General features: G+C 66.4%; 17 protein-coding genes. 6 read left to right on the forward strand and 11 right to left on the reverse strand.

Annotation, left to right across the window (positions count from 1 at the left end; all coding sequences use genetic code 11):
- Positions 1–170: 170 nt before the first annotated feature.
- From PSC72_RS19905 to PSC72_RS19915, 3 genes are all read left to right on the forward strand, one after another.
- A complete protein-coding gene (locus PSC72_RS19905; protein WP_274323169.1) occupies positions 171–1,262 on the forward strand; it encodes a Gfo/Idh/MocA family protein in 1,092 nt (363 codons plus the stop codon).
- Between the two features lie 49 nt (positions 1,263–1,311).
- Positions 1,312–2,106, forward strand: coding sequence for an IclR family transcriptional regulator (locus tag PSC72_RS19910; RefSeq protein WP_274323170.1), 795 nt, complete (start codon positions 1,312–1,314; stop codon positions 2,104–2,106).
- Between the two features lie 581 nt (positions 2,107–2,687).
- Positions 2,688–5,204, forward strand: a complete 2,517-nt coding sequence (locus PSC72_RS19915) for an alpha-L-arabinofuranosidase (RefSeq protein WP_274323171.1) — start codon at positions 2,688–2,690, stop codon at positions 5,202–5,204.
- Positions 5,205–5,382: 178 nt separating this feature from the next.
- On the opposite strand, the gene PSC72_RS19920 is transcribed toward PSC72_RS19915, so the two are convergent.
- The 9 genes from PSC72_RS19920 to PSC72_RS19960 form a co-directional block, all read right to left on the reverse strand.
- A complete protein-coding gene (locus PSC72_RS19920; protein WP_274323172.1) occupies positions 5,383–5,595 on the reverse strand; it encodes a hypothetical protein in 213 nt (70 codons plus the stop codon).
- Positions 5,596–5,723: 128 nt separating this feature from the next.
- The gene (locus PSC72_RS19925) at positions 5,724–6,830 is read right to left on the reverse strand and encodes an oligopeptide/dipeptide ABC transporter ATP-binding protein (protein ID WP_274323173.1); all 1,107 of its coding nucleotides are present in this window, start codon (positions 6,828–6,830) and stop codon (positions 5,724–5,726) included.
- Positions 6,823–7,872: an ABC transporter ATP-binding protein gene (locus PSC72_RS19930; protein ID WP_382261816.1), complete on the reverse strand. Its 1,050-nt coding sequence runs from the start codon at positions 7,870–7,872 to the stop codon at positions 6,823–6,825. Before PSC72_RS19930 ends, PSC72_RS19925 begins: the two co-directional genes overlap by 8 nt.
- A 2-nt stretch (positions 7,873–7,874) precedes the next feature.
- Entirely contained in the window at positions 7,875–8,864 is a 990-nt protein-coding gene (locus tag PSC72_RS19935; protein ID WP_274323175.1) for an ABC transporter permease, read from the reverse strand.
- 1 nt (position 8,865) lies between these two features.
- Complete coding sequence (locus PSC72_RS19940) at positions 8,866–9,876, reverse strand: ABC transporter permease (protein ID WP_274323176.1); 1,011 nt, start codon at positions 9,874–9,876, stop codon at positions 8,866–8,868.
- A gap of 75 nt (positions 9,877–9,951) precedes the next feature.
- Positions 9,952–11,790, reverse strand: coding sequence for an ABC transporter substrate-binding protein (locus PSC72_RS19945; protein WP_274323177.1), 1,839 nt, complete (start codon positions 11,788–11,790; stop codon positions 9,952–9,954).
- Between the two features lie 666 nt (positions 11,791–12,456).
- Positions 12,457–13,953: an alpha-N-arabinofuranosidase gene (locus PSC72_RS19950; RefSeq protein ID WP_274323178.1), complete on the reverse strand. Its 1,497-nt coding sequence runs from the start codon at positions 13,951–13,953 to the stop codon at positions 12,457–12,459.
- Positions 13,954–14,111: 158 nt separating this feature from the next.
- Positions 14,112–14,981: a fumarylacetoacetate hydrolase family protein gene (locus tag PSC72_RS19955; protein ID WP_274323179.1), complete on the reverse strand. Its 870-nt coding sequence runs from the start codon at positions 14,979–14,981 to the stop codon at positions 14,112–14,114.
- Between the two features lie 103 nt (positions 14,982–15,084).
- Entirely contained in the window at positions 15,085–15,846 is a 762-nt protein-coding gene (locus PSC72_RS19960; protein WP_274323180.1) for an IclR family transcriptional regulator, read from the reverse strand.
- 117 nt (positions 15,847–15,963) lie between these two features.
- Here PSC72_RS19960 and PSC72_RS19965 point away from each other — a divergent pair, with 117 nt between their 5' ends.
- Positions 15,964–17,139: a mandelate racemase/muconate lactonizing enzyme family protein gene (locus tag PSC72_RS19965; RefSeq protein ID WP_274323181.1), complete on the forward strand. Its 1,176-nt coding sequence runs from the start codon at positions 15,964–15,966 to the stop codon at positions 17,137–17,139.
- A gap of 75 nt (positions 17,140–17,214) precedes the next feature.
- On the opposite strand, the gene gfo6 is transcribed toward PSC72_RS19965, so the two are convergent.
- On the reverse strand, positions 17,215–18,282 hold the full coding sequence (gene gfo6 / locus PSC72_RS19970) for a D-xylose 1-dehydrogenase Gfo6 (RefSeq protein WP_274323182.1): 1,068 nt from the start codon (positions 18,280–18,282) through the stop codon (positions 17,215–17,217).
- A gap of 974 nt (positions 18,283–19,256) precedes the next feature.
- On the opposite strand from gfo6, the gene PSC72_RS19975 reads away from it, so the two are divergent.
- On the forward strand, positions 19,257–21,410 hold the full coding sequence (locus PSC72_RS19975; RefSeq protein ID WP_274323183.1) for an ABC transporter substrate-binding protein: 2,154 nt from the start codon (positions 19,257–19,259) through the stop codon (positions 21,408–21,410).
- A gap of 806 nt (positions 21,411–22,216) precedes the next feature.
- Positions 22,217–23,452 carry an iron-containing alcohol dehydrogenase family protein gene (locus PSC72_RS19980; protein ID WP_274323184.1) on the forward strand — a complete coding sequence of 412 codons (1,236 nt, stop codon included), beginning with the start codon at positions 22,217–22,219 and terminating at the stop codon, positions 23,450–23,452.
- Between the two features lie 47 nt (positions 23,453–23,499).
- Here the strand turns inward: PSC72_RS19980 and PSC72_RS19985 are convergent, their stop codons facing one another.
- Entirely contained in the window at positions 23,500–26,013 is a 2,514-nt protein-coding gene (locus PSC72_RS19985) for a hypothetical protein (protein WP_274323185.1), read from the reverse strand.
- Positions 26,014–26,052 lie beyond the last annotated feature (39 nt).

A 26,052-nucleotide genomic window follows, 5' to 3' on the forward strand; every position in this document is an offset into this window, starting at 1 on the left:
CCGTCGGACGGTCCCGCGATCAGATCCGACCGTGGGCGGCGAGAATGATACGTATCTCGTCATAATTGTCGATCAGTACGCATTCTTACGTGTAACGGCGGAACGGACGCCGGATCCGGACCCGACGGAGTGACCAAAATTACTACAACTGTCGGTGCGGACGGTTGGCCATGGACGACGACTCCCCCCGGATGGACATCGGGCTGGTGGGCCTCGGGGAGCACGGGGAGACGCACGCGCAGTTCCTCCAGGAGCTCGGGCACACGGTCCACGCCGTGGATCTCGACCCCCGAGTGAAAGAGCGGTTTCTCGACCGGTACGACGCGACAATGTACGAGAGCCTGGACGCGCTCTTCGAGGCGGGCCTCGACGCCGTGATCATCTCGACGCCCAACAAGTTCCACGAGACGGCGGCGCTCAAGGCGTTCGACATGGACCTGGACGTGCTGATCGAGAAGCCGCTGGCCCACGATCTGGAGAGCGCCGAGCGGATCGTCGAGGCGGCCGAGCAGACGGGTAACATCTGCATGTGCGGGTACTTCCACCGCTTCCGGAACCGCTGCAAGCTCGCGAAGGCGTACGTCGAGAGCGGGCGCCTGGGCGAGGTGCGGCACATCGATGCCCGGTACATGCGCCGACGGGGCGTCCCCGGTCGCGGCACGTGGTACACCTCCCGGGAGATCGCCGGTGGCGGGGCGCTCATCGACGTCGGCTGTTTCCTGATCGACCTCGTCCTCGACTTCTACGACTGGCCCGAACTGGAGCAGGTGATCGCGACCGCCCAGTCGGACTTCGGGAACCGACCGGACTACGCCTACCTCGAGATGTGGGGCGACGACGACGAGGCGAAGATGTACGACGTCGAGGACGCCGCCACGGCCTTCTGCGAGTTCGAAGGCGGCCGGACGGCACACCTCGAAGTCGCGTGGGCGGCCAACGCGCGCCGGCGCCACGAGTACAACATCCGCGGGACCGAGGCCGGCGTCTCCCTCGACATCACGAACCCGCTCGAATCGGTCGAGCCGTCGAACGCGCAGGTCCGCGACTTCCGGCTGTACGAGGTGCGAAGCGACGTGGTCGACCACTACGTCGACAGCGAGCTGATCCCGCCCGTCAACGACCCGTTCCGGGACGAACTGGCTACCTTCCTCGCGGCCGTCGAGACCGGCGAGTCCCCAGACCGCTGTACTGCCCAGCAGGCGCTCGCGGTCCAGCGGGTGATCGACAGCATCTACGAGGCGACCGACCACGGGTGGGTCTGAGCGACCGGCTCTGATACAGGTTTAAGGCTCGGCCCCGTGAGGGTCGTCCATGACCGAGGGGGACTCACAGCCGCGCGGCGAGCAGATCAAGTCGGTCGCCACGGCGTTTCGGATCCTGGAAGCGGTGCGCAAGCGCGACCGCGTCGGCGTCACCGAACTCGCCGACGCGCTCGACCTGCCCAAAAGCACCGTCCATCACTACCTCAGCACGCTCGCGGCCGACAACTACCTGATCCGCGAGGACGGCACCTACCGCCTCGGCCTCGGGCTGTTCACGCTCGGCGCGCAGGCGCGGACCCAGGAGCGGATCTACCACGTCGCGAAGCCGAACGTCGACCGCCTGGCCGACGCGACGGGCGAACAGGCGCGACTGGTCGTCGAACGCGACGGTCGCGGGATCACCCTCTACCAGGCGGCCGGTGACAACGTCGACGACCCGCCGACCTACGCGGGGACCGTCGAGGACCTGCACTGCACGGCGGCCGGCAAGGCGTTCCTGGCCGAACTCCCCGAGGACCAGCTCGACGCCCTCCTCGCCGACAACCCGCTTCCCCGCCGGACGGCCAACACGATCACTGACCCGGGAGAACTGCGCGAGTCGCTGGCGGAGATCCGCGAACGCGGCGTCGCCTTCGACGACGAGGAGCGCGACGAGGGCGTCCGCTGCGTCGCGTCGGCCATCTCCGACCGCTCGGGGGAACTGCTGGGCGCGATCAGCGTCTCCGGCCCGGCAGACCGGCTAACCGACGAGCGATTCCGCTCGGAGATCCCCTCGCGGCTCCGCAACGTCGTCGGCGTCGTCGAGTTCAACACCACCTATTCCGAGTGGTCGGACGCGCTCTGACTCCGCCGACCGATTTTCCCGCTCGGGTCAGTCGATGCACGTCCCGTGGACCGCTCGTTCACCGGACAGCCGCGCTCCGCTCGAACGCACGCTCCGTTCGAACGTCCGGCCCCCGGAAATTGTAACATCTTAGTGTATGATGAGGTTCTGTCATCACAGTCGCTCGGCGACGGCGCACATCCTCGACGGGTTCCGCGACCGCGGTTCGGAAAGTCGGAGAGGGGAAAGAGATACGGTACGGCAGGCAATTCGAGGGATCGAGTCACGGCGTGGGGATGTGCTCCTACGAGGGGACGTAGGGTCAGTCGACCTGACAGTGAGTCGGAGTCTGCCTGCCGATTCGGCGTTATCGACTCTCGTACTTAATATTTTCCCCCTCGAACTGAGAGGTCGTCGGCCCGGTCGTCCGGCCCGCCGGTGGCCGGGTCGGCGAACCCGGTCGCTCCATTTCGTAAGAATTGTTCAGTAATGTTTTTGTGTGGTGATTTTGATGTGGATGCCGTATGGTGAGTGATCGCGACCCTCACGGGAACGCCGATAGCGGTGGCACTGGCGCGGGTGGACTGTCACGACGGAAATTCATGACGCTACAGACGGCGGTGGTCGCGGGGGCGGCCACCGGGACCGTCGCCGGCGCTTCGGGGACCGACGGACAGGGGGAGGCGAGCGTCGCCAACACCGTCTCGGTCGACACGAGCGAGCGGACTGACGAGGCCGTGTCGGACGGCCTGTTCGGCCGGCTCTGCGAGAGCTACGAGTCGGGGACGATCTACCCCGGCGTCTACTCCGAGCACGTCAAAAACCCCTCCTTTTACCCCCGAACGTACAGCGAGGACGACTTCTTCGGCCCGCGGACGTTCTATCCCGCCTCGGACATCGAGCAGGTCGACGGGATCCCCTTCCCCTGGGAGCCGGTCGGCGGCGACGGCGTCTCGTTCGAACAGCGCGACGGCGGCGTCTCTGCGGTCGACACGACGAACTACCAGCGCGTCGCGCTCGACGGGGCGCGCGGTGGCATCTCCCAGAAGATCGTCCTGCCGGACTTCCGGACCCACGGGTACGACCTCTCCGTGTCGGTCCGCGGCGACGGCGTCGAGACGGTCCGGGCCGCGCTGACGTCGCTCGACGGCGACGTCCTCGCGTCGACGGACCTCGACGTGACCGGCGAGTGGACCCGCCACGAAGTGACGCTCGAACTCGCGGAGGCCAGCGGCGACCAGTACATCGCGGGCGCGATCGGGAACGTCGACACGCCCTACGGCAAGTACGCCGTCGAGTTCACCGCCGAGGGGAGCGGCCACGTCGACCTCGACTGGATCAACCTGGCGGCCGACGACGCGATCCGCGGCAAGTACAACCCGAACACGGTCGAGTTGATGCGCGAGCAGAACACGACCTGGCTGAAGTGGCCGGGCGGCAACTTCGTGAGCCAGTACAACTGGCGCGACGGGATCGGGCCCAAATCCGAGCGACCGGTCCGGTTCAACCACGCCTGGGGCGGCATCAACCCCAACTACTTCGGGACCGACGAGTACCTCGAACTCTGCGAGATAGCCGACCTGACCCCCCGAATCACGATCGGCTGGTGGGACAACCCGCCCGAGTGGGCGTCGGAGCGACAGACGCTCCCCGAGGACGCCGCCGACTGGGTCGAGTACTGCAACGGCGACGAGGACACGGAGATGGGCCGATTGCGCGCCGAGAACGGCCACGAGGACCCCTACGACGTGACCCACTGGGAGGTCGGCAACGAGGTGTGGGGCCCCTGGCAGCGCGGCTCCACGCAGGACGCCTCGGAGTACGCCAGCGGTTCGGCCGAACGGATCGGGTTCACGACCTACTACGACGCGATGAAAGCGGTCGACGACGACATCCTCGTCTACGCCGACGCGATGGACCCGGGATACAACGAGTCGAACACGCCCGACCCGGCGACCTGGAACGAGACGCTGTTCGCGGAGGCGGGCGACCGTCTCGACGGCTTCGACCTCCACCGCTACAACTGGGGCATCGAGAGCCAGGAGGAGCGCGACGCCTGGTACGAGGCCAACGACGCCGGCCCCATCGACTACAACGAGGTCCTCGTGATGTTCCCGACCGAGTTCGGCCGGCTGATGGCGGACCTGAGCGAGAAGGCCGCCGACGCCGGCGTCGAGGACTTCCGGATCAACGTCGGTGAGTACGGTCTGTTCCCCGGCGTCGACAGCGGGGCGCCGTACCCCGGCCCGGAGACGATGCCGGGCGGGTCGTACATCGCGGGGATGCTCAACGCCTTCATCCGCCAGAGCGACACGGTCAAGGAGGCCTCACAGACCTGGCTCCCCGTGCGGATGTTCCCCCCGATCAACGAGGACTTCCCGCCGGACCCGAACCCGCTCGCCCCGTCGGGCACCGTCACGGCGCTGTACTCGGCGGTCTTCGAGGGCGAGGCCGAGTGGCACGCCGTCGACGTCGGCGTCGAGGGCGACGGCCGAACCATCCCGGAGACCGGCCCGCGCATCCGGCGCATGGAGGACGTGCCGTACGTCGACGCGGCCGCCACGGAGAACCGCCGCGGGAAGGAACTGGCCGTCTTCCTGACGAACCGGAACCTCCGCGAGGCCGCCGACGTGACGCTGGACCTCGGCGAGTGGTACGCCGGCAAGTCGGTCGAGACGGTCGCGGTCCGACCGACCGCGACGGAACGGCCGCTCCCCCACGCGTTCCCCGAGTCGTGGGCGGAGCCGACGAACCACGTCGCCGAGACGTCGATGGAGACGGTCGCCGACGACGGGACGCTCTCGCTGACCCTCGACCCCGCCGCGGTCGTCAGGCTCTACGTCGACAACGACCGCGGGCGCGCCGACACCGTCGGCGACGACGGCGTCTGGCACGGGATCGACGTCGCCCCGGACGGCGAACCCTATCACGAGAACTACTGTGCAGGAGACGGCGAAAGCGGCCGCGGGAAGGGCCGCGGTGACGACGACCGAGACGACTGCCGGATCGGCGACGGCGAAGACGACGAAGACCGAGACGAGGACGGAGGAAACAGAGACGACGGCCGGGACGACGAGGACAACCGCGGGAGGGGGAACGGCAAGGGGCACGGCCACTGACCAGGTGATCGAGACGCGGCCGCGACGGTTCGACTCCGACTCATTCTTTCGACGATCGAGGATTGCGGCGATACGACGGCCCCGACAGCGACACCGACCGAGGAACGCGGTCCGCGGCCGACTCTGCGTCCGCGCAGGCGCGCGCGCGGTGGCCCTCCGTTCGGGAGCGAACGCCCAGTCACTCCTCGATGAGCGGCGCGAACGGGTCCCACTCGAAGTAGAGCCCGGCGGCGCCCACGATCACCATGACGACCTGGACGGCGAGCGAGAGAATCGAGACGACGTAGCCAGCGGTGCCCCGCTCCTGGAGGACGAACAGTCCGGCGGTCATCACGAGCAGCGCCAGTCCGACGGCGAGCAGCGCCCGGAAGACAGCCTTGCTCGCGTGCATGCCACCTTCTTTCTCCGTCGCGGGTAAAGAACTACTGGAAGGAACGGTCGACCCGGCCGGGGAACGGGTCGCGGTGAGTCGCGGTCGGTCTTCGGTGGACCCGCAGTCGGGCCGCGGTTGAACTGCGGTCAGTCCGCGGTGGACTCGTCGGAGGTCCCGAGGTTGTCGAGCCCATCGTCGGTGAGTTCCGGGCTCGACCAGTACTCGTGGTCGTCGTAGGCGCGGTAACAGGCGACGTCGTGGTCGTCCCCGACGGTGACGGCGTCGGGCATCTCACCGGTGCAGGCCTCGCGGGCCTCCGGACAGCGCGTGTGGAACCGACAGCCGGTCGGCGGGTTGCGCGGGTCCGGGACGTCGATCTTCCGCAGCGGCGAGTCGCCGCGGTCGGCCGCGTCGGGGTGGAGGTTCGGCGTCGCCCACATCAGCGCCTTCGTGTAGGGGTGCTGGGGGTCGCCGAGCACCTCGTCGATCGGGCCGATCTCCACGAGCTCGCCGAGGTACATGATGCCGATACGGCCGTCGGACTTGCCGGCGATGTAGCTGGCGTTCGAGAGGTTGTGGCTGATGAACAGGAACGACGTGTTGAAGGTGTCCTGCAGGTCGAGCATGAGGTCCATCATGTCGATTCGCAGGCTCACGTCGAGCGCGCTGACGGCCTCGTCCGCGAGGATCAGGTCCGGGTTCATCAGCAGCGCGCGGATGAGCGCGACGCGCTGTTGCTCGCCGCCCGACAGCTGGTGCGGGAAGCGCTTCGCGTAGTCCTCCGGCGGCTCCATCCCGACGCGAGCGAGCATCTCGTGGATGCGCTCGCGGCGCTCGAAGGTGTCCATGTCCGGATGGCGAAGCTTGAGCGGCGCTTCCAGCGAGTGCTGGACCGTCTTGTTCGGGTTGAGCGCGGCGCCGGGGTCCTGGTGGATGATCTGCAGCGACTGGCGGATCTCCTTGAAGGAGATCTCCACGTCGCCCTCGCCGTCGTTGGCCTTCCAGATGTCCTGGCCCTTGTACTTCACCGACCCGCTGGTCGGGCGCTGGGTGCCGATGGCGGTCTTGCCGAGGGTCGTCTTCCCGCAGCCGGACTCGCCGACCAGCGCGACCACGTCGTTCTCGGGGATGTCCAGCGAGACGCCGTCGACCGCCTGGACGACCTCGGGGTCGTCACCGAAGGGGAGGATCGACCCCTCGGTCTCGAAGTGCACCTCGACGTTCTCCATCGAGACGACGGGCTCGTCAGTCATTGATCGTCACCTCCCGGATGGTCAGCGGCACCTCGTCTGGCACCCGTTCGACGTAGTGGCAGGCCGCCGCGTGGGCGTCGTCGTCGCCGTCCAGCGGCGGGTCCTCGCGGACGCAGGTCTCGTCGGCCATCGGACACCGCGGGTGGTACGAGCAGCCCTCGGGGACGTTGACCGGATCCGGCGCGGCTCCCTCGATTGGGCGCATCTCCTCGCGCGGCGTGTCGAGGTTCGGCGTCGCGTTCAGCAGCGCCCGCGTGTAGGGGTGTTTCGCCCCCGTCAGGACGTCGTCGGCGGGACCGACCTCGATGAACTCGAACGCGTACAGCACCGCCAGCCGGTCGGCGAGGTTCGCCACCAGCGGCAGGTCGTGCGTGATGAAGACGATCGTGAGGTCGCGCTCCCTGGCGATGTCCTTGATCAGTTCGATGATGGAGCGCTGCATGAGCAGGTCGAGCGCGGCGGTCGGCTCGTCCATCACCAGCACTTCGGGTTCGAGGACGAGCGCGAGCGCGATGAGCGCCCGCTGGCTCATCCCGCCCGAGAGCTCGTGCGGGTGCGAGCCGAGCACCTGGTCGGCCTCCAGGTAGAGGTCCGAGAGCAGGTCGCGGGCCCGCTCCATGCCCTCCTCGACGTCGTAGTCGTGGATGGAGAGCGTCTCGCGGAAGTGGTCCTCGATGGTCATCGTCGGGTTGAACGAGCTCATCGCCCCCTGGAAGACCATCGCGATCTGTCGCCAGCGGATGTCCTTGATGTCCTCGTCGTCGGAGCGGTCCAGCAGGTCGACCGACGGGCCGTCCTCGGGATGGAACGATATGTCGCCCGTGAGGACGCCCGGGTCGACGACGGCGTCGAGCAGGGCCGAGGCGAACATCGACTTGCCCGACCCGGACTCGCCGACGACGCCGAGGATCTCGCCCCGCTGGATGTCGATGTCCACTTCGTCGAGGACGCGCGACTCCCCGCGGTCCATGTCGAAGGACACGGAGACGTCGCGCACTTCGAAGATCGGGTCCGAGACTGCTGCGGTGTGTGTCTGTTGCATCGTCATTCTTGGTAGGGCGCGTCGTCTTCGACTGTCTCTGCGTGGCGGGCGCGGATGCGCGGGTTGAAGAGCTTCTCGGTCCCCTGCGCGAAGAGGACGAACCCGAAGGAGATGCCGACGATGGCGCCCATCGGGATGAGCAGCCAGTAGATGTACTGCAGCGAGTAGATGGCGCCGTCGTTGAAGGCGCGGTTGAGCATGATACCCCAGTTCGCGTGGCTCCCGCCGAGCAGGCCGAGGTAGTACAGCCCGACGGAGCCGAAGATGACCCCGCGAGCGGAGTTGACGAAGTTGATCAGGACGTACGGCATGATGTTCGGCAGGATGTCGTCTCTGAGGATCCGCCCGGTCGGCGCCCCCATGATCCGCGAGGCCTCCACGTAGGAGTGGTCGCGGAGCGAGAGCACCTGTGAGCGGATCGACCGGGCGAGTCCGGCCCAGGCGTTGACCGTCAGGAGGATCCCGATTACCGCGGGGCTCTTCGGATCGAACAGCGCGACGAGCAGGATGATGAGCGGAAGCCCCGGAATCGTCATCGCGATGTCGGTCAGCGTCGTCAGGGCGCGGTCGACGGCGCCGCCCTTGTACCCTGCGACGGTACCGACCAGCGTCGCGACGATCGTCGAGAAGACCGCCCCGGCGGCGATCATCTGTAGCATCGGCGGCGTCGCGTGGACGACCCCCGACAGCAGGCTCCCGCCAAGGCTGTTCGTACCGAGCGGCACCGACCAGTCCTGGAACGGAGGGGTGAGCCGCGTACCCTGTCCCTGAGTCGGCGGATCGACGAGCATGACCCCGACGGTGCCCATCAGGATGTAGAACATGATGAGGATCGAACCGACCTGGGTCCGCCAGTCGTCCCAGGCGACCCTGATGGGGGTCAGGATCGCGATGTCGATCCACTCGCGGTAGATCTCTCCCTTCGACGCGGGCTGTCCGGCGGCCGTCGATGACTCGTCAGACTGACTGAACGAAGACGTCTTCTCAGCCATGTCAGTACGCCTCCCGTGAACCGGTGTTGCTGATACGCGGGTCGATCTTGCTGTACGTCAGGTCGGCGATGAGGATACAGATGAGCACGGCGAGTGTTATCATCAGGAACCCGCCCATCATCAGCGGGTAGTCCCGGTACTGGATCGCCCCCAGGAGGACCTCTCCGAGGCCCTGGTAGGCGAAGATCTGTTCGAGGATCACCGAGCCGCCGAACATGAACCCGACGGAGATCATGAAGTTCGTGTACATCGGGAGGACGGCGTTGCGGCCGACGTAGCGGGTCGCGATCCGCCGACCGGGAACGCCGCGCAGGTGCGCGACGCGGATGTAGTCCTCGCCGATCTCCTGGATCGCGTTGCCTCGCATCGTGATCGCGACGCCCCCGAACCCGGTGACGACGAGCGAGAGGATGGGGAGGATCGCGTGGCGCAACACGCTGACGATGAACTCGAGCGTCAGCGCCGGTTCGAGCCCTGATGCGTGTCGGCCCGACTGCGGCAGCCATCCCCACTGGATGGAGACGATGTAGACCAGGAAGATCGCAGCGATGTAGTACGGCACGGAGTTCAGGAACATCGACGCGATCGTCGAAGAGATGTCGAACCGCGTCCCTTCGAGGTAGGCCATCACCGCCCCAAGGATGATCCCGATCCCGAACGTCAGCAGTATCGATATCGAGAGGAGGAAGACCGTCCACGGCGCGACTTCGACGATGACGTCAGAGACCGGCCTCCCGTACTGGATCGACTGCCCCAGATCCCCCTGGAGGACACTCGTGACGTAGTTGTAATACTGGACGTGAAGTGGCGTCGACGGGTCGATGTTCGTGTACGTCTCGACCAGCGCGTTGATCTCGCGCATGCTGACTTCGTCGGAACCGCCGCTCCGCATCACCTGCGCCCTGATGAAATCGGCCGGCCCACCCGGGATCGCCCGCACCAGAGCGAACGTGATCGTGATGACGGACACGAACGTTAGGAACGCCTGTCCCACTCGTTTGGCTACGTACATCGATTATTGAAGAATGGTGGTATGAAATGGCATAACTGTTTCGCTCGATACCCCGCGGGCCCGGCGATCGGGCCGTTATTTAGGCTTCGCCTGCAGCATCCCCCGGCGCGGGAGCCACCAGAGCGGGAACTTGGCCTGATAAGCCGGGTCGTCCGTCGGCGGGATCTCCCAGTTGTCCGTCCGGTACCAGGTAGCGTCGTTGATCTCGTGGATCTGGAGCATCGGCATCGCCTGGTTCGTGATCCAGGCGAGCTTGTCGGTGAGTTCCGCGTAGCGGTCGCCGCGAGCCGTGAGCAGCTCCGAGTGGAGCTTGGTGACGTCGAACTCCTGGAGGTCGCCGTCGGGTTTGCCGACCGGCGGCGCCTTCACGCTCGTCGGGTCGATACCGAGGAACTCGATGTCGACGTTGTAGTACTGGTCCCAGACGTAGTAGGGGCTCGACCGCTGGAGCGTCCAGCCCGTCGCTGCGACCTTGTAGTTGTTGGCGAGGTAGTGGTCGGACCAGTAGGCCGACGCCTCGATGGTCTGCATCTCCGCCTGGATGCCCTCGCTTTTGAGGTTGTCGACGATCGTCTGGTAGAGCGGGTGCCAGTCGTTGTAGGTCGGCACCTTGATCGTGAACGCGAACTTGTCGCCGTTGGGCTTGTACCAGGTGCCGTTGTCCTTCTGGTAGCCCTCCTCGCGGAGCAGGCGCCGACCGCGATCGGGGTTCCGGTAGCGGTGCAGCGTGTCGGCCATGTCCTTGGAGACTTTGTTCCTCCACCGGTCGGACTTCTCGTTCTGTCCGTTGATGTTCCCCACGAGACCGCTGGGCGCTTCGACGGGCTGCCCCCAGCGACCGTAGTTGTTCGCACAGGCTTTGCGGTCGACGAACTCGGAGATGGCCTGCCGGACGCGGACCTTGCCGAAGTCCTCGTCGTTGTGGTTGAACGGAAGCGACTGCCCCCACAGCGCCGGAAGCGCCGCCGACTCCATGGCGTCGGGGACGTTCTTGAAGACGGACTGGGGCGGGTTGTAGTTCCGGAAGGCGTCGACTTCCATCCCGACCAGGACGCTCGCGGTGTCGCTCGACACCTTCTCCAGGTCCCAGTAGTCCCAGTTGATGTTGTCGGCGTCCGGGTGGTGCTCGTACTTCTTCATCCGGAGGCGGCTGCTGGAGATGTCGGTGACCTTGAACGGACCGTTACCGTGGGGCTCCTCGAACCGGTCGCTCCGGAGGTCTCCCCGGATGCTCGATTCCGCGGTCCCGGTCGTCGCGTCTTCCCAGCGCTCGACGTAGCTCTTGTACTTGCGCCACGGCGTCTCGAGCTGGTAGTAGTTCAGCCCGTCGTTGAACAGTTCCCTGCTGACGGTCCCGTCGAGGGTGAGCTCGACGGACTTGTCGCCGGAGCGGTTGATATCCGTCCAGAGTTTGCCCAGCGTCCCGTACGTGAGCGTGTCCGTGACCAGTTTCGCGTAGAGGTCGTCGGCGTTCACCGGATCGCCGGGGTCGCCGTTGTGCCAGGTGAGGCCGTCGCGGACCTTCAGTTCCGCCTTTTTGTCCCCGAAACTCGTGACTTCCAGCGCGTACGGCGTGATCTTCTCCTTGGCGATGTTGTAGCGCTGGAACCAGTCGACCTGCATGTCGTGGCTGAACGGCTGGGTCAGGTTGAGGTGGTTGAACTGGTAGTTCGTCGGGTTGACCGTGATCCCCTCGGTCATGGCGTTGTCCGCCGGGACGAAATCACCGCTGGAGGTGCCGTCGGACGTGCCGTCGCCGCCGTCGCCGGCGGTACCGTCACCGCCGTCACCGTTGTTGGAACACCCTGCGAGCGCGGCGGCGCCGCCCATCGCGCTGGCACGGAGGATGTGCCGGCGAGACACCTGGCGCCGTCGCTCTGCTGCCCTGTCAGTCGGCTTGCCATCTGATGGCATGCCCTATTGTACTAAATTAAGGATATAAAAAGTTGTTGGTGTTGTCAACAGACGAGTCTGCGTACCGGTTGGAACAGTCGCGCAGAACGGGCGGAAGGCCGTCGCGATTCCCTCGATGTGAAAGAGACGATCGCAAGACAGCAGTGATCTGATTGGTTCGTCGGCTGGATTACTGCGGGTCCTGATAGGAAGCCGGTCCTGCGACTCGATCCGCCGACGGCGCGGCGACCGCGACCGTGACAACCGGCGTCAACGTCGGGGATGCGCCCACCGAACGCGAAGCGGAGACCACGCCGGGAGGCGTGTTGGCAGATCCCGTCGGTGAGAACAGCGGCCTCGTCGCTGGACTCCGGGCGATCGGCGGTCGGCAGGCGAGCGCCGCATCGCGACTGGCGGCCGGGGGGCGCCCGCAGGCCGCGTTGGCCGTTTTTCAGCGTTCCCGCTTCCCGTAGTCGTCCGACGCCGGGACGAGTCTCCGGTCGGCGGGTCCGGGAGGCGGGGATCGGTCGCGTCGAATTGGTGAGACGTGACCGGACGTTCCGTTCGATGATCACCGTCGGCCCGGGAGAAGAAACGGGAACGACCGCACGAGGTCGGCGGCCGATCGGGATGTATCCATGCTCTCGAACGCAGAGCGACCGGGTCTGTGCCCGGTCTACGGCGGCGTCACTCGACGGAGATGCCGGCGACCGTGGCCGGTTCGAGTTCAGCGGTGATGGTGCCGTCGTTGTCGACGCTCACGTCGAGCTCGTCGGCGGTGAACGCGTCGGCGTTGTCGGCGTCGACCTCCAGGTCGGGCTCCTGACCCTCGAAGAGGACCTGCGCGTCGACGTCGTCGCCGGTCGCGTCCTCGACGGTGAACTCGACGGTGTGTGCGGCGCGGGTGTCGAGGTTCGTCGCGGTGACGAACACCTCGCCGTCCTCGTCGACCGAGGCCGAGGCGCCGACCAGCGGCAGTTCCTCGTCGTCGACCTCGCGCGTGGGCGTCTCGATCGAGGTGGTGACGGCCTCGTTGCCCTTGTGGGGCTTGTAGAGGTCGTAGACCCGGTAGGTCGGACGCGCGAACGCGTCGTCGCCCTGGGTCTCGACGAGGCACTGCAGGACGTTGACCGTCTGGGCGATGTTGGACATCGTCATCACGTCGGCGTGGTCGTTGAAGATGTCGAGGACCGCGGCGGCCGACAGGGCGTCGAGGACGGTGCCGGGCTGTTCGAGGCCGGTTCCGCCCTGCGCCTCGGGGTGCCACGAGCCCCACTCGTCGATGATGACACCGATGTCGCGCGTGGACGCGAAGGCGTTGATCGCGGAGGCGAGGCGCTCGATGTGGTGGTCCATCTCCAGCGCCTCGAGGAAGAACTCGTCGTAGTCGTCCTCGTCGGCCTCGGCGACGGACATCGTGCGGCCGTAGTAGTGGTGCAGCGTCAGGTGGTCGAGCGGGTAGTCGACGCCCCACGGCGTGCCGCCGACCTCCTCCATGAACTGGTGGTTCCAGTCGTGACCCTCGAACCCGCAGGCGATGAGTTCGAGGTCGTGGTCGAGCATGTGCGCGGTCTGGGTGCCGACGTACGTCGCGAAGCGGCGGTACTCCCGGGCGTACTGCTCGGGGTCCATCTGGCCGCCACAGCCCCAGTTCTCGTTACCCAGGCCCCAGTACTTGACCTCGAAGGGCTCCTCGCGGCCGTTCTCGCGGCGTCGGTCGGCGAGCGTCGTGTCGCCGTCGTAGTTGACGTACTCGACCCAGTCGGCCGCTTCCTGCGGGTCGCCGGAGCCGACGTTGGCGGCGAGGTACGGCTCGGTGCCGACGCGCTCGCAGAACTCGAGGAACTCGTGGGTCCCGAAGCGGTTGGACTCCTCGGGCACCATCTCGCGGCCCTGGCCCCAGAAGAGGTTCCGACGGCGGGGTCGCTCCTCGCGGGGGCCGATGCCGTCTTCCCACTGGTAGTCGTCGGCGAAACAGCCGCCGGGCCAGCGAAGCACGGGCATCTCCAGGTCGTCGAGCAGTTCGACGACGTCCTCGCGGAAGCCGTCCTCCTCGACGGAGTCGTCGGTGAAGATGCCGTCGTAGATACAGCGCCCGAGGTGCTCGGCGAAGTGGCCGTGGAGTTCGGGCTCGATGCGGTCGATACCTGCTTCTGTGTGAACGGTGACGCGGGCGTTTGCCATACAGACGTATGGTATCCCGAGGCCGTCGTATAAAATGATCGGTCCGAACGGCGGCGAGCGGCCCGATGTGACCGCCGAGACGACTCTCGCGGACTGGATGGACCGAGGTCCGTCGTTCGCGGCAGAGACGAGCCGAACGGCGGCGGCCGCGGGGCGGCCTACAGCTGTTCGACGGTGTTCTCGAGCGTGCCGACGTTCTCGATCTCGATGTGGATCTCGTCGTCCGCTTCGAGGGTCACGTCGTCCGGCGGGATGATCGACGTGCCGGTGAGCAGGGCGGTCGACTCGGGCACCTCGTTGTAGCGAGTGTAGTAGTCGACCAGTTCCTCGCAGGTCCGGACCATCTCGCTTGTCGAGGTCGAGTCCTCGAAGACGGTGTCGCCGTCGCGGATGATCTCCATGCGCATCTCGACGTCGAGCGGGTCGCCGATGGCCTCGTCGGTGGCGATGCAGGGACCGATGGCGCAGCTCTTCGCGTAGATCTTGCTCTGGGGCAGGTACAGCAGGTTGTCGCGCTCGATGGATCGACTGCACATGTCGTTGCCGACGGTGTAGCCGACGATCTCGTCCTCGTAGAGGATGATCGTCATCTCGGGCTCCGGCGCGTCCCAGTCGGAGTCGCCGCGGATCCCCACTGTCTCGTTCGGACCGACGGTCCGGCTCGGGGTCGCCTTGAAGTACACCTCGGGACGGTCGGCCTCGTAGGCGTCGAGGTACGCCTCGGCGAGGCCGCCCTCGTCCTCACGGGACTCCTGACTGATGGCGTATGTGACGCCGGCGCCCCAGATCTCGTCGGGGTCGAGCGGCCGAACGAGGTGCTCTCGGACGGTCGACAGTTCGACGGTCGGCGCTTCGTCGATCAGACCGCGCGCAACGTCGTCGACGGTCTCGTCCGTCAGCGACGCGGCGGATGCGAGTTCGAGAAACGACGTCGGTTCTGCTTCGGTCGCCGTGAGATCGTACGCTGCCGACTCGTCCTCGACGATCAGCGACGGAGACTCCCCTCGCTCGATGCGATAGTAACGCATAGTCCCTCATGGTGAGTTCTTCGATATAAAGATTGTGTTGACGGCGTTGCCCGCGAACTCGCCCCGTGTGAGCGAATGTCAAATCCCGTCCGGAATCGTCGGATCAGGCGTGCTGGAGGTTGACTTCGATGATGTTCGCCGTGCTGAGGACCTCCGAGGGGATGGTCTCTTCGAACCGCTCGCCGTTCATCCGGCTCTTGGGGGCCGAGACGCTCACGGCGCCGACGACCCGATCGTCGGTGACGATCGGGGCCGCGACGCAGCGGACGCCCTCGACGCGCTCCTCGTTGTCGATCGCGTAGCCGCGCTCGCGGATCGCCTCTAGTTCCTCTTCGAGTTCGTCGCGGTCGGTCACCGTCTTGCTCGTCACCGGTTCGAGGCCGTGTTCCTCGATGATCGCGTCGCGTTTCGCCTCGCTCACCCAGGCGAGGATGGCCTTGCCCATCGCCGTCGTATGGAGGTCGACCTCCATCCCCTCGTAGGTGTCGAGATTCACAGATCGCGACCCCTTGACCTTGTAGAGGAAGATACCGCGACCGTTCTCCTCGATCATGAGGTTCGCGTGCTCGCCGGTGTCGCTGGCCAGCTGTCGGACTTCGCCCTCGGCCACCTGAAAGAATTGAGAGTCCGCGCGTGCGCGACCCCCCAGGTTCAGAAACCGGACGCTGACGCGGAACGTGCGGTCGTCCTTGACGAGGTAGCCGGCCTCCGTGAGGGTCTTCAGGTGGTCGTGGACCGTGCTCCGGGGTTTCTCGAACCGCTCCACGACCTCGGGGAGCGTCGCCCCACCCATCTCGTGCACCGTTTCGATGACGTCGAGGCTAGTCGCAGTGGACTTGATCGGCGGGTCCTGTTCGACGTGCATACAGATACCACGGTCCCCGACCTACATTAATCGTCCGACAACGTCGGACGGCGCTCGACCCGCACAGATTCGGTCTGCACCGGTACCTTTATGCCTTTTCTCGGAAGCAACCCAACTATGTCGGACGTAGAAATCACCGACGTTGAGACACACCTAGTAGCGAACCCGTGGAAGCCGTGGGTCTTCGTCCGCCTCCACACGGACGCGGGCGTCACCGGCATCGCAGAGGCGACCACGCACGACAAGCCCCGGACGGTCGTGGCGGCCATCGAGGAGATGAAGGACTTCTTCATCGGCCGCGACCCGTTCGACACCGAGGCCCTGTGGCTGGAGATGTACCGCAACGAGTGGTTCTCCAAGAACGTCATCAACACGACCGTCGTCTCGGCGGTCGACATGGCCTGTTGGGACATCAAGGGCAAGGTGCTTGACGAGCCCGTCTACGAGCTGCTGGGCGGCGCCATGCACGGCACCGAGCTGCGCGCCTACGCCAACGGCTGGTACACCGACGCCGACGGTGAGCCGGAGGGCTTCGCCCGCGCCGCCGAACAGGTCGTCGACGACGGCTACGACGCGATGAAGTTCGACCCGTTCGGGACCGCGTGGCAGTCGATGACCACCGAGGAGAAGAACCACGCCGTCGACATCGTGGGCGCGGTCCGCGAGGCCGTCGGCCCGGACGTCGAACTCCTCATCGAGTGTCACGGCCGCTTCTCCGCCGCGCAGGCCGTCGACATCGCCCGCAAACTCGACCAGTTCGACCCGGCGTGGTACGAGGAGCCGTGCCCCCCGGACTCGATCAACAGCCTCGCCGAGGTCGCCGACAAGTCGCCGATCCCGGTCGTGACCGGCGAGCGCCACATGACCAAACACGAGTTCTTCGACCTGGTCACGCGCACCGACATCGACGTGTTCCAGCCCGACCTGATGAACACGGGCGGCATCACCGAGGGCAAGAAGATCGCCGGTCTCGCCGAGGCCGACCACGTCGACATCGCGCCGCACAACCCGCAGGGCCCGGTCGCCGGCGCCATCTACTCGCACTTCTGCACCTCGATCCCGAACTTCCGCATCCAGGAGATGTTCCAGACCTACGACGAGGACTGGGTCGACGAACTGCTCGTGGATCCGCTGAAGGTCGAGGACGGCTACGTTCAGGTACCCGAAGGCCCCGGCTTCGGTATCGAGCTCGACATGGACGTCGTCAAGGAGCACGAGTACACCGAGGACTCGGTCCACACCATCGATCTCTGGGAAGAGGACTGGGAGAAGCGCGCCGACGAGCTCCGCTGAGCTGTCGTCCCGCTTTCTGAACAGGATACATCGTCTGTCCCATCGCGGACCCGCAGAAAACCGCGGAACCGCTTTTTATTCGACGTCGACCGTCTCGCCGGACTCCGCCGCCTCGTGGATCGCCCGGATCGCCTTCATGTCGAGCAGCCCGTGCTCGCCGTCCGCGTACAGCGGTTCGTCCGCGAGCACCTGCTGAGCGAAGTACTCGAACTCCTCGGCCATCTGGTCGACCTGCTCGGTCTCGACGTCGACGGTGGTGTCGCCCTGCGCGACCGTCAGCGAGGTCTCCATGTGGAAGGCCGGTTCGAGTTCGATGCGGCCCTCCGTCCCGACGATCTCCAGGCGCGTGTGGTCGTGTGCGTTCTGCGAGGACGAGCACGCGGCGTGCGTGCCGTCGTCGAAGACGACGGAGAAGGTGGCCACTTCGTCGGGGACCTCGTCGAACGCCTCGTGCTCGGAGGCCATCGTCGACTGGACCTGTACGGGGTCGGCGTCGAGGATGAACCGCGCGGTGTTCAGCGGGTAGATGCCCAGGTCCATCACGGACGTGCCGTAGCCGGTGAGGTCGGGGTTGAGCCGCCACTGGTCGGGGTTCTCGATCATCCGGAGGAGCGGCTGGGAGTTCTCGCCGTGGACGAGGACGGGGTCGCCGATGACGCCCTCGCGGACGAGCTCCCGCGCCCGCCGGACCGCGGGTTCGGTGTGCATCCGGTAGGCGACCATCAGCGGGACGTCGTTGTCCTCGCACACCTCGACGAGCGCCTCGGCGCGTTCGACGGTCGCCTCCATCGGTTTCTCACAGAGGACGGCCTTGCCGTTGCGCGCCGCGGCCTCGACGTGTTCGAGGTGGGTCGCGTTGGGCGTGCAGACGTAGACCGCGTCGTACGCGTCGGCGGCCTCGCCGTCCGCGAACTCGTCGTAGGTCAGGCCGTGCTCGACCGTGTCGTACTCCTCGCGGACGCGGTCGGTCTTCTCCGTCGAACTGCTGACGACGGTCGTCGTCGTACAGTAGTCGATCTCCTCGATAGCCGGGAGGACGTACTCACTCGTCCACCACCCGATCCCGACGAGCGCGAATCTGACCGCGCCGGTCGCGTCGGTTCGCCAGTCTCTCGGTTCGTACTCGAACAGCGATGTCGACATTCCGTGTGACCGATCCGCTACCGTAGTCATAAAGGTAGCTTCTGCGCCCGACGCACACTTCGTCCGATATACTCGGATAGTGGCTCGGAGCGGATCCACTGGCGAACCCATCACCCCTCCTATTACAGTTGTAATACTGTAATCCTGGGAAGGGCTCCGCGAACGAGCGGCGCTCGGCCGGCGACGCCAGCGTTCGGGTCGCCGCCGACAGGCGTCAGACGTTCGCCCCTGGATTGTTCGCTCGGGCGCAGTTCGGACGTTCGCATTTGCCGCCACCTGGTCAAACCACTGTTTCGGTCGCTCGTGGGGAGTATAGGACATAGAAGGATTGAGAGCAGTTATCCGATATTACCGATACCATCGATACGTCGGCCATCGGTCGTCTCTAGACACTGGATCCCGACAGAGCGACAGCTGGTTTCCACACGCGGTCGGGCGAATCCCGCGAGAAGTTTCATATATCGAAACGAACGACCGTCTCGACTACCTGGACGTGTATCCGAAGTGGTGTTTATATTACGCGTATATGGTCGTAATTTTCCGGCCGCATCCGCGTTTTCAGCGCTCGCTCTCCCGAATCAGACGGCGATATCGCGCCGAGTAGGCAGAATTATTTTCATATAGTGAAACAACTCGGCTGAAATTGTCCATTTATAAGTGCTCTTGGCCGGTCAACGAAGCCCGGCGCGTCACGCGTCATAGCTCGGGCCTGCCCCCATCGGCGGCCTGGGTTCGAGAAGATCGGGCAGGTCGTCGACGGACGCGACACTTCTGTACTATACTGACGGCCGAGCTATCGTCACCGCGGCGTTACAGATAGCCGACCGGTGTCGCGACAGATGCCGACGTCCGATGCCCCACGAGAGGTCGTTATTCTGATCGTCCTCGCGTACGGGAGTTCGGCCGGCCGCCGATCCCGTTAAGTCACGAATTACTAGGTAATTTTTTTATAGTAAGCGCTGAAGTGGGTTACTATGCGGGAGTATGACAACCTGCGCGATCGATTGTCGCGACGGCAGTACGCACAGTTGGTAGCCGGTGTCGGGATCACTGGCCTGGCTGGCTGTCCGTCGCAGGGTGGAGACGGGACGACGGCTGGACCGGAGTCGACGCCGACCGATTCGGGGTCCGCTGAGACATCGTCCGGGGACGGTGGGTCGAACGGGACGGCGACGGACCAGTCGACGCCGGAAGGGGAGCCGGTCACGGACGAGATCCGGGTCTTCCAGGCGAACTCCCCCAGCGTGTTCGACGCCAACCTCTGGGCGCCACAAGACAACACGACCGGGATGGGGTTCATGACGGAACTCCACGCGCTCAGTAACGTCCACACGGGCGAGATGGCCTACAGCGGTCTGGAGATCGAGACCCCCTGGAAGCAGGGGAAAGACAGCGTCTCGATCATGACGTGGTACAAGGACTACCGGGTCGAGGCGCCGTACGACGTCTACGAGACCCACGACGACCGCGCGACCTACTGGAACGGTGACCCCTTCGACGCCGAGGCGCGCGAGCTCCACGACCACGTCCACTACTTCCAGAACGGGAACAAGTTCAACCAGGACACGGCGTTCCAGAACGAGGCGACCAGTCAGTGGGAGTACCACTGGTGGAACTCGGACGGGAGCAACGGGCTCACTGACAACCCACAGGCCAAGCACATCCTCGAATCCCAGGCGGCGCCGAACGACGGCGACATGCCGCTGCACCCCGACTTCACCCGCCCGTACTACGAGCGCTATCAGGACGCCTCGTCGTCCGACGAGGCCCAGGCGGTCACGGACGACCTCACCAGCGACCGTATCTCGCTCCAGCGGCTCATGGAAGAGGGCTGGGGGAGCGGCCCCTACGAGATCCGCTCCGAGGACGACATCGGGTCCGCGCGGCTCACCCTCCACCTCCGCGACGAGGCCGCGGCGAGCAGCGGGGACACCGAAGTCGCCCATCCCAACGCCTCCAACACTAACGTCTCCAAACTCGCCCTCATGTGGGGTGAGGGCGACCGCCGACAGACCCTCGCCAGCAACGGCTCGCTCGACCTCAACGGGAACATCGTCGCGCCGAACAGCCTGTACCCCCGGGAGAGCCTGCCGGACCACATGCAGGAGCTCACCCGCTGGCTGCGGTCGTCCGGAGGGGACAAGTGGCGGCTCAACTGGAACAACAAGCACCTCCAGAACCTGTGGGTGCGCCGGGCGCTCGTGGCGGCCGTCGACTGGACGGCCGCCGGTGCGAACGGGTGGGGCAGCGAGCGGTCGGTCCCCATCGAGAACCACACGTACCTGCTCGACACTCAGTCCCAGGCGACGTTCTCGAGCGACTTCCTCGACAGCCTCCACAGCTGGCCGATGAAGTCGGACTTCGAGACCGCCGCGAAGTACCTCAAGCGCGGCGGCTACAGCAAACAGGGCGGACAGTGGGTCGGCCCCGACGGCAACCCGGCGAGCATCGACGTCACCTTCTCCGCCGGGATCTCCGACTACGCCGGTGCCGCCCAGACGATCAAGGCGAACCTGTCGAAGTTCGGGTTCGGCGTCAACCTGAGCAGCCAGAACGGCTCGACCTGGCAGAGTAACCTCACCGCCAAGGACGGCCTCAACTACCAGTCGACCATCTTCTGGCACGGCTACGGCAACCCGTTCGGCTACTACAACTCCACGCCCGGCTGGTGGTCCGGGACGCTGCTGATGGGCAAGGCCGGATCGCCCACCGAGCGGGTCGAACCGAGCACCAAGAAGGACTCGCAGGGCAAGCCGCTCCAGGTCCAGATCCCCTCGGAGGTCGGCTCCATCGAAGCGCCCGACGAGGCCGGTATCAAACCCAGCCTCTCCAACGGCGAGGAGATCAACCTGGCGCAGATCATCTACGACATCCGCGACCCCGAAACGTCCGAAGAGCAACTCCAGGAGCTCTACCGGAAGTGCGCACGGTACTACAACTACTACCTGCCCCACTTCGTGTTCCACCAGTACAACTGGGGCGCCTGGGGCAACGTCCGCGACTTCGAGTGGCCGGACCCGGCCAACCGCGGGCTCGACTACGAGCGCGGCTTCGGTATCAGCGCCGCGCTCATCCTCGGCGGTCTCACCGAGGCCAGCTACAACACCGACTTCCAGCCGCCGGAGTAATCCGGACCGCACCCCGCCGTCGGCGGTGCCGCCGCTGACCGCGCCGCTCGGGGTGACCCGACCGCCTACCCCATTCACAGCGGTTTGACGCGTCCATGGCGCTCCGGCGTGGTCGCGTCGCTCCGACCGCCGTGTCGAACGCAACGCTATCGTCCCGCCGTCACTCGGGTTCCGCCGACTCTCAGGCCGCGTTTCGACGCGGCCGTCGCGGAACCCCGAACTACTTCTTGCCGAACGATTCGCGAGCAGCGCGACGCTCCCGTTCGCTCTCTGCGTCGTCTCGTCACCGACCCAACCGCAGTGATGACTCCGCGATTGACTAGACACATCTGTTATAATTCGATAGAAGTGATCGAGACTCGTCTATTCCATCGGTCGATCCGCAATATCGATCGAGCGGGCGAAATCCGGGCACAGAATGGGTATCAACGGAGATATTGAAATTCATGTCCGTGTCTCGATATGAGTCGGGCGATCGAGAAATGGGTTCAGAGACGGCCCATAGTCGCCGTAAAGGGTATCACCTAACAATCTCCCAGATATCGGACAGCAGTCTTTTATAATCGATACTAGATAGACGAATGTGTGAGGTGTTCCGGACAGAGACGCAATCGCTCGCGGCGATCAGATCCGCAGGATGCGGATTCGGGGCCGCCTGTAGGGGGAGGCAGACTCGCGGAGAGTGATAACCGTTTCCACTACAGATCGGGTCACGCGAGTTCCCAGGACCCCCGGTGGCACTCCCGGCGGGTGAGTCCAGTCGTTCCCCCGACGGACTTATGAATCGATCGGCCGAATTTCGGGTCATGGCGTCCGATACGCGACGTTTCGAACGCGGGTTCTCGTTCGACTACGACCCGGGCGAGCTCAGGTGCGCTCGGGGGTGCGTGGCCGACCTCGATACCATATTGGCCGAGCGCGGGGTGGACGACGCGCTGGTCGTCACGGGGTCGAACGTCGGGGCCAACCGCGACGTGATGGACCCTGTCGAAGCGGGACTCGGCGAGCGGCTCGCCGGGGTGTTCGACGAGACGACGCCCGCGAAACACCTGCGGACGGGACTCGACGGCGCCCTCCGCGTCCGGGAGGACGGGATCGACGCGCTCGTCGCGGTCGGGAGCGGGAGCAGTCTCGACGTGGCCAAGGTGATCAGCGCGCTCACGAGCCACGACGACGTCCGGGCCGCCGCGGAACGCGCGCTAGAGACCGGCGAGGTCACCGTCGCACCCGACGGCGACCCGACCCCGGTCGTCGCCGTTCCGACCACGCTCGCGGGCGCGGACCTCTCGGTCATCGCCGGGGTCGGACTCACGCTGGACCCGGCGGGGCTCTCGGACCGGGACATCCCGAACGGGTCGGTCGCCGACCGCCGGCTGATGCCGACGGCGCTCTGTTACGACCCGGCGCTGTTCGAGACGACGCCGAAGGGCGTGCTCTGCGCGTCGGCGATGAACGGCTTCGACAAGGCCGTCGAGTGCCTCTACTCGCGGTACCGGACGCCCGTGACCGACGGGACGGCGATGCGGGCGCTCTCGCTCATGCAGTCGGGGTTCGAGACGCTGCCCGCAGACTCGATGGACGAGGGGAAGCTGTACGACGCCGTCGCGGGCGTCGTCCTCGCGCAGTACGGTATCTCCACGCCCGGGACCTACCGGGCCTCGATAATCCACGCGTTCGGCCACGGCTTCTCCCACGACTACGACGCCCACCAGGGGACGATCCACGGGATCCTGGCACCGCACGTCCTCCGCTACGTCTTCGACGAGGTCCACGGCCGCCGCGACCTGCTCGCCGAGGCGTTCGGCGTGGACGACGCGGCCGTCGGCGACGACGAGACCGCCGAGCGGGTCGTCGACGCGGTCGCGGCTGTCAGCGACGACCTCGAACTCCCCTCGCGACTGCGCGCGGTCGACGGGCTCTCCCGGGACGACTTCCCGGCCATCGCCGAGGCCATCCGCGACGACGGGCTGATGAACGGCACGCCGGACGGACTCGACCCGTCGACCGCGGACATCGAGGCGGTACTCGACGAAGCGTGGTGACTGTCGCTGACACGCAGGGGCCGAAAAACGGACGAGAGTTCGTCTCGTTACTCGGCGGCCGTGGCGGTCGTCGAGTTGGTCGCAGTGGCGCTACCGCCGGAACTATCGCTACCGCCGGAACTGCTTCCGCCGGAACTGCTGCCGCCGGAACTGCCACTACCGGACCCCTCGTCGCTGTCGCCGTCGCCGCCTCGGATGCCGACGCCGCCTTCGCCGGGTTCGCCGTCGGTCTCGTTGGTCGACTCGACGACTTCGACGGGGACGGTGATCGGGTCGGGGACGGCGTAGGGGATGCCGTCCTCGTCGACGACCCAGTCGACGCGGAGCGTGATCGTGTTGTTACCGGGCTCGACGGGGACGTTGCTGAAGGTGTCCGTCTCGACGCCGAGGGTCCCGACGGTGACGGTTCCGTTAGCGGTATTCCCGTCGAAGGCCGTGGCCGAGGCTTCCGCGCTGTCGGAGCCGCCACCCGCGCCCGCGGAGATCCGCGAGGCGTTGATGTGGAGTCTGAGGTCGGGCCAGACGGCGGGGTCGCCGGTCCGGTTCGCCGAGACGGACATCGCGGTGATGCCGTTGTCGACGTCCGAGAGCGTGAGGTTCGCCGTCGCCGTCCCGTTGACCGGGACGGTGAGCGACGACCGGTTCAGCGAGAGGCCGACTGTGCGGTTCGCTTCCTGGGCGACGACGAGGCGACTGCTCGCCGACGCGCCGGCCTCGCGCGTGTCGACTGCGCTGACGTCGACCTCGTAGAGCCCGGCGTCGAAGGCGGCCGCGGAGACGTTCATCCGGACGTCCCCGCTGGCCTCGATGGCGGCGACGGGCTGGCCGCCGACTCGTTCGACGCCGTCGAAGCCGTCGACCTCGCCGAACGCCTCTCGCAGTTCCTCGGCCGAGACGGACTCGCCCGCGTTGTCCTCGACGGAGACGTGCAGGTCGTAGTCCGGGCGCTCGGAGCGCAGGGAGAGCGAGACGCCGCTCTCGCCAGCGGCGGCGTCGACGAACGTGCGGTTGGTCTCCAGGTGGAAGAAGTCCTGACTCGCGAGGGTGAACGCGGCCTCGGAGTCGGTACCGGTGCCGGCGACCTGGCCGTCGTCGAGGACGAGCGACTCGCCGTCGGCGTTCCGGAGCACGTACTCGCCGGCGGGCAGCGTCGCCGATTCGAGGACGGTCTCGCCGTCGTCGAAGGAGAGCCGCCGGACGACGTGGGGGTCGGAGAAGTCGGTCTCGTCCGGTAGTTTGACGAGTTCGTGCGTCGCCCCGTTCGCGCCGCCGTCGGCGATCCGGAGGTTCTGCCCGCGGTAGGCCGTCTCGTTGGAAGTGACGCCGACGTCGGCCTGGAGACCGCTGCGGTCGACGCTGCGGGTCTCGGGGACGGCGACGGTCGACGTCGTGGTCGCGATGCGGTCGGACAGCAGTCCGGTCACGCCGACGAGGCGGAGGTCGCCGTCGGTGCGATCGGCTGCGGTGATCGAGCCGTTGAACTGCGCGGTCTCGTCGAACAACTGACTGCCGTCGCCGTCGACGCCGCGGAGCCGAACGGTAGTCTCGCCGCGGAACTGAGTTTGCCCCTGTTCGAGGAGCATGACGCCGTTACGGTGAGTGAACACCTGCTGGACCCGGCTCTCGTTGCCGACGCCGTAGAGGCGGCTCCAGCGGGTGACGCCCTCGTCGTCGACGCGACTGACCCACGCGTTGGTGCTGTAACTCCCGCCGTAGCCGGACTGGGTCCCGGCGAGGAGCGCACCGCCGTCGTCGGTGGGGACCGCGCCGACGACGCGCTGGTCGACGGCGCCGCGGACGGTCCGGTTGAACTGCACCTGACCGGACTCGCCGGTCCGGAGCACCCACGGGTTCGAATAGCCGGCGTTGCCGGCGACGAGGAACCCATCGTGAGTCTTCCGGAGCGACGTCGGGGAGGCCTGGACGCCGTAGGTCTTGCTCCAGATCGCGCCGCCGGCCGAGAGTTCGGCCAGGCGGACGCCGTCACCGCCGGGGAGACCGAACGCGACCGCGACGCCCTGATCGGTCGCGCGGAGTGTGTCGCCGGTCGCGCCGTACGCCGACTGCGCACTCGCGTTGAGTTCGTGGCGCCAGGTCACGTCCCCGTCGCTCGTGAGGTGGACGACTTCGACGGTCGTCTCCGGCGGATACCTGTCCGTCCGGACCGCCCGCGCGGTGACGAGCGCGTACACGTCTCCGTCGCCGTCGACGGCCACGTCGCTCACTTGCGTGGTCATATTGGTCGTCGAGAACGTCCGCGTCCAGTCGACTTTATCGCCGTCGACGCGCACGAGCGACCCGTTCAGCGTCTGCGGGCCCGTCCGGACGCTGTAGTTCTCGGGGAGTTCGACCCCGCCGACGACGGTCGCGCCGTCGTCGGTCTCGGTCAAGGCTAACGGGACGGTGGTTCCGTAGGGGCTGTTCGACTGGGCGTCCGCCTGCGCGGCGGACGGGGTGGAGGGCGCTGTGGCTGTCGCACCGGCCGGCACCACCGCGGCGAGGGTGCCGACGACCACCAGCGCGGCCAGCCAGCAGGCCGCTGCGGGTTCCAATCTGGACATGTACCCGATCTGTATACGGCAATCAGGTAGTAGGTTTCG

It is taken from the genome of Halosimplex aquaticum (assembly GCF_028747785.1).
Taxonomy (GTDB): domain Archaea; phylum Halobacteriota; class Halobacteria; order Halobacteriales; family Haloarculaceae; genus Halosimplex; species Halosimplex aquaticum.

Excerpts from the sequence above, each read along its gene's own strand:
- PSC72_RS19905 (WP_274323169.1), top strand. The coding sequence starts at position 171 with ATGGACGACGACTCCCCCCGGATGGACATCGGGCTGGTGGGCCTCGGG.
- PSC72_RS19910 (WP_274323170.1), top strand. The coding sequence starts at position 1,312 with ATGACCGAGGGGGACTCACAGCCGCGCGGCGAGCAGATCAAGTCGGTC.
- PSC72_RS19915 (WP_274323171.1), top strand. The coding sequence starts at position 2,688 with ATGACGCTACAGACGGCGGTGGTCGCGGGGGCGGCCACCGGGACCGTC.
- PSC72_RS19920 (WP_274323172.1), bottom strand. The coding sequence starts at position 5,595 with ATGCACGCGAGCAAGGCTGTCTTCCGGGCGCTGCTCGCCGTCGGACTG.
- PSC72_RS19925 (WP_274323173.1), bottom strand. The coding sequence starts at position 6,830 with ATGACTGACGAGCCCGTCGTCTCGATGGAGAACGTCGAGGTGCACTTC.
- PSC72_RS19930 (WP_382261816.1), bottom strand. The coding sequence starts at position 7,872 with ATGCAACAGACACACACCGCAGCAGTCTCGGACCCGATCTTCGAAGTG.
- PSC72_RS19935 (WP_274323175.1), bottom strand. The coding sequence starts at position 8,864 with ATGGCTGAGAAGACGTCTTCGTTCAGTCAGTCTGACGAGTCATCGACG.
- PSC72_RS19940 (WP_274323176.1), bottom strand. The coding sequence starts at position 9,876 with ATGTACGTAGCCAAACGAGTGGGACAGGCGTTCCTAACGTTCGTGTCC.
- PSC72_RS19945 (WP_274323177.1), bottom strand. The coding sequence starts at position 11,790 with ATGCCATCAGATGGCAAGCCGACTGACAGGGCAGCAGAGCGACGGCGC.
- PSC72_RS19950 (WP_274323178.1), bottom strand. The coding sequence starts at position 13,953 with ATGGCAAACGCCCGCGTCACCGTTCACACAGAAGCAGGTATCGACCGC.
- PSC72_RS19955 (WP_274323179.1), bottom strand. The coding sequence starts at position 14,981 with ATGCGTTACTATCGCATCGAGCGAGGGGAGTCTCCGTCGCTGATCGTC.
- PSC72_RS19960 (WP_274323180.1), bottom strand. The coding sequence starts at position 15,846 with ATGCACGTCGAACAGGACCCGCCGATCAAGTCCACTGCGACTAGCCTC.
- PSC72_RS19965 (WP_274323181.1), top strand. The coding sequence starts at position 15,964 with ATGTCGGACGTAGAAATCACCGACGTTGAGACACACCTAGTAGCGAAC.
- gfo6 (WP_274323182.1), bottom strand. The coding sequence starts at position 18,282 with ATGTCGACATCGCTGTTCGAGTACGAACCGAGAGACTGGCGAACCGAC.
- PSC72_RS19975 (WP_274323183.1), top strand. The coding sequence starts at position 19,257 with ATGCGGGAGTATGACAACCTGCGCGATCGATTGTCGCGACGGCAGTAC.
- PSC72_RS19980 (WP_274323184.1), top strand. The coding sequence starts at position 22,217 with ATGGCGTCCGATACGCGACGTTTCGAACGCGGGTTCTCGTTCGACTAC.
- PSC72_RS19985 (WP_274323185.1), bottom strand. The coding sequence starts at position 26,013 with ATGTCCAGATTGGAACCCGCAGCGGCCTGCTGGCTGGCCGCGCTGGTG.